Annotated in this window: 5 protein-coding genes and 1 pseudogene; 4 read left to right on the top strand and 2 right to left on the bottom strand. The window is 59.4% G+C overall.

Going from position 1 to position 4,906, the window contains the following annotated elements:
* From ABYO54_RS14015 to ABYO54_RS14025, 3 genes and pseudogenes are all read left to right on the top strand, one after another.
* Nucleotides 1-394: pseudogene (locus tag ABYO54_RS14015) on the top strand (hypothetical protein); the annotation flags it as partial.
* A 249-nt stretch (nucleotides 395-643) separates the two neighbouring features.
* Nucleotides 644-1,018: a hypothetical protein gene (locus tag ABYO54_RS14020; RefSeq protein ID WP_372808871.1), complete on the top strand. Its 375-nt coding sequence runs from the start codon at nucleotides 644-646 to the stop codon at nucleotides 1,016-1,018.
* A gap of 333 nt (nucleotides 1,019-1,351) precedes the next feature.
* Entirely contained in the window at nucleotides 1,352-3,751 is a 2,400-nt protein-coding gene (locus ABYO54_RS14025; protein ID WP_372808872.1) for a glycosyltransferase, read from the top strand.
* A gap of 24 nt (nucleotides 3,752-3,775) precedes the next feature.
* Here the strand turns inward: ABYO54_RS14025 and ABYO54_RS14030 are convergent, their stop codons facing one another.
* Both ABYO54_RS14030 and ABYO54_RS14035 read right to left on the bottom strand, forming a co-directional pair.
* Complete coding sequence (locus tag ABYO54_RS14030; RefSeq protein WP_372808873.1) at nucleotides 3,776-4,105, bottom strand: DUF2752 domain-containing protein; 330 nt, start codon at nucleotides 4,103-4,105, stop codon at nucleotides 3,776-3,778.
* 61 nt (nucleotides 4,106-4,166) lie between these two features.
* Nucleotides 4,167-4,439 carry a CD225/dispanin family protein gene (locus tag ABYO54_RS14035; RefSeq protein ID WP_372808874.1) on the bottom strand — a complete coding sequence of 91 codons (273 nt, stop codon included), beginning with the start codon at nucleotides 4,437-4,439 and terminating at the stop codon, nucleotides 4,167-4,169.
* Nucleotides 4,440-4,610: 171 nt separating this feature from the next.
* On the opposite strand from ABYO54_RS14035, the gene ABYO54_RS14040 reads away from it, so the two are divergent.
* Nucleotides 4,611-4,802, top strand: coding sequence for a hypothetical protein (locus tag ABYO54_RS14040; RefSeq protein ID WP_372808875.1), 192 nt, complete (start codon nucleotides 4,611-4,613; stop codon nucleotides 4,800-4,802).
* Nucleotides 4,803-4,906 lie beyond the last annotated feature (104 nt).

A 4,906-nucleotide genomic window follows, 5' to 3' on the forward strand; every position in this document is an offset into this window, starting at 1 on the left:
CGACAAGGATTTTGATAACCTAAGCAATCTCGTCGAGTACCAAATCGGAAGCGATCCGGAAGATTGGGATACCGATGACGATACGCTGCCCGATGGAATCGAAAACAGATGGGGTACCAAACCGCTGGTCTGGAACGATATTACCTCCGACGATGATAGTGACGGCCTTACCATGGAAGACGAGTATCGGCACGATAGCGACCCGACCGTGGCGGATTCCGACGGGGACTCCGTCGATGATGGAACTGAAGTGGATCAAGGCGGCAATCCCAACGACTCATCGGATGCGGGGGAAGCCCCGGATGCGGACGAACTCGTCTATCTCCGCTGCATCGTCGGCGATCACAGCGGCAGCGATTCGGACATCTATGAGATGGCCATTAACACAAAATGAACGGCGAGCTCATTTCGGATAAACTGGTTGTCGTTTCAATGCCCTCAATGAAAGTCGGCAAGGCTTCGACGGTCCGAGCCGCCGGAAACTTAGTGGGAATTTTTTTTTGTGGGGCGGGCATGGTTGAGGAACGAGACCTGCCCGCCGAACGCCTGCCAAGCCGTATCTCGCATATCCGATGCGAGTGGTTCCCGGTGTCAACGAAACGCGGATCGGATATCCGCGCTACGCCCCGCAACCGCCGCGGCCATGGGGGCCGCGTTCGCGGCGAATGCCGCGCCGTCCAGCATTTCGCTCTCGCCGATCGCCACCTATGAATCGGACATCTTCGACGAAGGGGCCGCCGAGATCGTCGCCCACGATGTCGCGTCGCAACGCCTGTTTGTTTCGAATGCCGATGAAAACACGCTGGACGTTCTCGATATTTCCGATCCGGCCAACCCGTCGCTGCTGAACAACCGCGACTTCGGACAGGATGTCGAATCGTCCGAGGCGGGCGACCTCGGCCCCGAAGGTTTCGTCTTCATCTCGGCCGAGGATAGCCCGAACGGATCGCCGTTGCTGGTGGTTGCGAACGAAGTCAGCGGCACCACCACCATCTACGAAGTTTCATCCAACAAATAATCAGAGTTCCTGGCGACACCCCCGGAAGCCCGGCATGGTCACCCTCTCCATGCCGGGCTTCCTTTTTTTGTGGGGCGGCATGGTTGAGGAACGAGACCTGCCCGCCGAACGCCTGCCAAGCCGTAGCTCGCATATCCGATGCGAGTGGTTCCCGGTGTCAACGAAACGCGGATCGGATATCCGCGCTACGCCCCGCAACCGCCGCGGAACCGGGGCAAAGGGCGGAGGTTCCTCAATCCGTAGTGGTGGTATTAGCCGGGCGGCCACAAGCAACTCACGGAATACTAATGGCATGCACATCGGAAAATAACGGGGCGGAGCGAAGTTGCGCGCATGAAAACAACAAGGGCCGTATCGAAAGCCGATCTGCACGTTCACAGTAAATTTTCGAACCGTCCGTCGGAATGGTTCCTGCGCCGTATCGGTGCCCCGGAAAGTTTCATGGAGCCGCTGGCGGTCTACGACGCCTGTCGTGCGGCGGGCATGGATTTCGTGACGATTTCCGACCACAACTGCATTTGCGGAGCCAAGGCGATTGCCCATCTGCCGGGGACGTTCATTTCGTCGGAACTGACCACCTACTTTCCGGAAAACGGCTGCAAGATCCACTGCCTGGTTTCGGGGATCACGGAAAAACAGTTCCATGAGATGGACAACCTGCGCAACAACATCTACGACCTGCGCCACTACATGAACGAAAACCGGGTGATCCACACGATTGCCCATCCGCTATTCAGCATCAACGACAAGTTGACGCTCGAGCTCTTCGAAAAGCTGATCGTGATGTTCAACCGCTTCGAAGGCATCAACGGGTCGCGCGTCCACCGGGCCTGCGAGATCGGCAACGCGATCTTCCGCAGCCTGACGCCCGAGTCGATTGCCGAACTCGCCGACCGTCACCATCTCGATCCGGTCGGGCTGGAGCCGTGGAACAAGACGCTGACGGGCGGGTCGGACGACCACGGCGGGCTGTATGTGGCCGGCGCGCATACCGTGACGCCCAAGGCGGCCGGCGTGATCGATTTTTTGGAATTCATCCGCGAAGGCCAACACGAGCCGGGCGGATGCGGCGGCACCAGCGTACGGCTGGCCAACAGTCTCTACCGCATTGCCTACCGCTACTATGAAGATCGCTTCCTTGCTCCCGGAGCAAACGACTATTCGGTCGTGGGCGGCCTGCTGCGCAAGTTGGCGGAGCAACCGGACGAGCGCGCCCCGGTCCCGGTCGGCTTCCGCGCCACCGTCCGTGCGGCCATCCGCAAGAAGATCAAGAAAGCCTACGTCAAGAAACAGATGAACGAGATCGAGCAGATGATCGTCGCGGAGTTTTCCCGCATCCTCGAAGATTCGGAAAACGACCGGCCGGCCACCGCGGAAAAGGATCTGGCCAATTTCCAGGCGGCGTGCCGCCTGAGCCAGGAGCTGAGCTTTGCCTTCCTGAAAAAAGCCGCCGGAAAAATCCGCCAAGGCGATCTGATCGGTTCGCTGCAGGCGGTGTCGTCGCTCGGTCCGGTGGCGTTGGGCATCGCCCCGTATTTGACGGCGTTTTCGACGCAACACAAGGACGAGGAGCTCTTGCGGGAGACCGCCGCGCGCTTCCCGGCGGCCAATGCCTTGCGCCAGAAAAGCGGCCGAAAAGCGTGGGTCACCGATACGTTCTCGGACGTCAACGGGGTCACCAAAACGATCCGGACGTTGGCCGGAATGGCCAAGGGGGCCGAAAAAGACATCACGGTCGTGACCAGTCTCGACGACGAGCCGGAAGGGGATTTCCCGATCAAGAATTTCAAGCCGGTCGGCTCGTTCCAGATGCCGGAATACGATTCCATTACCATCAGCTATCCGCCGTTCATGGAACTGCTGGCCTATTTCGAGCAGCAGGCGTTCGACGAGATCATCATTTCAACGCCGGGTTCGCTCGGTGTTTGCGCGCTGGGCGCGGCCAAACTGCTCGGACTCAAAACCAAGGGCATTTACCACACCGACTTCCCGCGCTTCTTTGCCGACATCACCGAAGACGAAAAGCTCGGCGAAGTGGCCTGGCGTTTCATGCGCTGGTTCTACGGCAAGGTCGATACGGTTCTGGTGCCGACCCGGCACTATAAAACGCGGCTGATGGACGGCGGCTTCGCGGCCGATCAAATCGATGTCATGCCGCGGGGGATCAACCTCGAAAAGTTCAACCCGTCCTTTCGCAACCGCGCGCTGTGGAACGACTATGGGCTGAACGGCGGTTTCAAGTTCATTTATGCCGGGCGCCTCTCGAAGGAGAAGAACATCGAGACCCTGCTCAAGGCCTTCCGCCGGCTGATCGAGGCCGGGAGTGATGCCGACCTAATCCTGGTGGGCGACGGCCCCCAGCGCGACGAACTGCAGTTGAAATACAACGACCCGCAGATTGTTTTCGCGGGCTATCTTTTCGGTGAAGAGCTGGCCCGCGTGTATGCCAGCGCCGACCTGTTCGTGTTCCCGAGTCTGACCGACACCTTCGGCAACGTGGTGCTCGAAGCGCATGCCTGCGGGCTTCCGGCCATTGTCTCGAACGAGGGCGGGCCGCAGGAGATCGTCGAGTCGCATGGGTCGGGCATCGTGGTCGATGCCCGCACGCCGGATGAACTGTTCGCGGCCATGAAGCGCGTGGCCGAAGATAAGGCTTTGCATGAGGTGCTCAAGGCCAATGCCGGCTTGAAAGCCCGCGATAGCCGCTGGGAAATCGCGCTGGAAATGCTTTAGCCTCTGCGGTGCGCCTGCGCGCGGTCAATGCGGCGCCAGGCAACTGAACGACGGCAGGTTGCGCAGGATGCCGAACAGGATGAAGACGGCGACCAGGATCCAGAGATAGACCGGGCGGATGCGCGTGGCGAAATCGTGGCGGTGGAAAAGCAGTTCGGCGGTACCCAGGAAGATGATCCCCGGCAGCAGCAGGACGGTCAGCGGGTTCATGGCCCATGCCGCGGCGAGGTCGCCCCGCAACAGGAAGTGGAGGGACCGCAGCGATCCGCACCCGGGGCAATGGAAGTGCGTGAATTGCAGGACCAGGCACTTCGGGAAGAACCGGCACTCGGTCGGCGAACCCTTCCATAGCAAAAAAGCCGCCACCCCGATCAGGGCAACGGCTGCAAGGTTTCTATAACCCGGTCGCATGAACCTAATAGCTGCCGGCGGCCATGGCGCCGAACATGCCGAGTTGCACCACCACGCCAATGATGGAGGACACGATGCCGAGGCCAAAGCTGATCCAGCACCACATCTTGGCTTTGTCGGATGCCGCTTTGGCTTCTTCGATCTGGCCGGCAATGACCAGTCCGTTGACCTTCGATGCAAAAATGATGGCGGGAATGCCGACGGGCAGGCAACAGAGGATGGTTACAACGATCGACTGCCAAAGGTAGTTCGGGATATTTGCTTTCTCTTCACTCATTTCTAGCTCCTTTTCATGCTTAAACAGATTCGAAACCTAGGCGTTTGCCAAGGAAATGGCAAACCCGCGTTTCATTTTTGAGCGGCTGTGCCGGCGTTGCGGCGCGGGGCGGGGAAAGGATCGCCTCGAATTCCGTCGCCCCGGTTCGGCGATGATGCTACATACGGGCGCATGAAACTTCAACAAAACCAACTTTATAAGAAGGACGATGACTATATCCGCATCGTCGAGCTCGCCCGTCTCGCCGTCAGCTACAAGACCATGAAAGATCCGGTGGCCGGCGAAGGCACCACGCATCTGGTCACGAAAAAAGAGTTCTGCCGTCTGATCAAAGGCGCCGAGCTGCTCGATTACGAGCCCTAGCCGCGCGTCATGAAGCAAGCGATTCTAAACGCGGTGATCCAGGCGTTGGAACACGAACTCGCGTTGCGGCAGAACGCCAACGCCCAGGATCACTAGGGCGACCA

Origin of the sequence: Pontiella sp. (genome assembly GCF_041622395.1) — a bacterium.
GTDB lineage: Bacteria > Verrucomicrobiota > Kiritimatiellia > Kiritimatiellales > Pontiellaceae > Pontiella.

Coding starts and splice junctions, on each gene's coding strand:
- ABYO54_RS14020 (WP_372808871.1), top strand. CDS start 644: ATGGGGGCCGCGTTCGCGGCGAATGCCGCGCCGTCCAGCATTTCGCTC.
- ABYO54_RS14035 (WP_372808874.1), bottom strand. CDS start 4,439: ATGAGTGAAGAGAAAGCAAATATCCCGAACTACCTTTGGCAGTCGATC.
- ABYO54_RS14025 (WP_372808872.1), top strand. CDS start 1,352: ATGAAAACAACAAGGGCCGTATCGAAAGCCGATCTGCACGTTCACAGT.
- ABYO54_RS14040 (WP_372808875.1), top strand. CDS start 4,611: ATGAAACTTCAACAAAACCAACTTTATAAGAAGGACGATGACTATATC.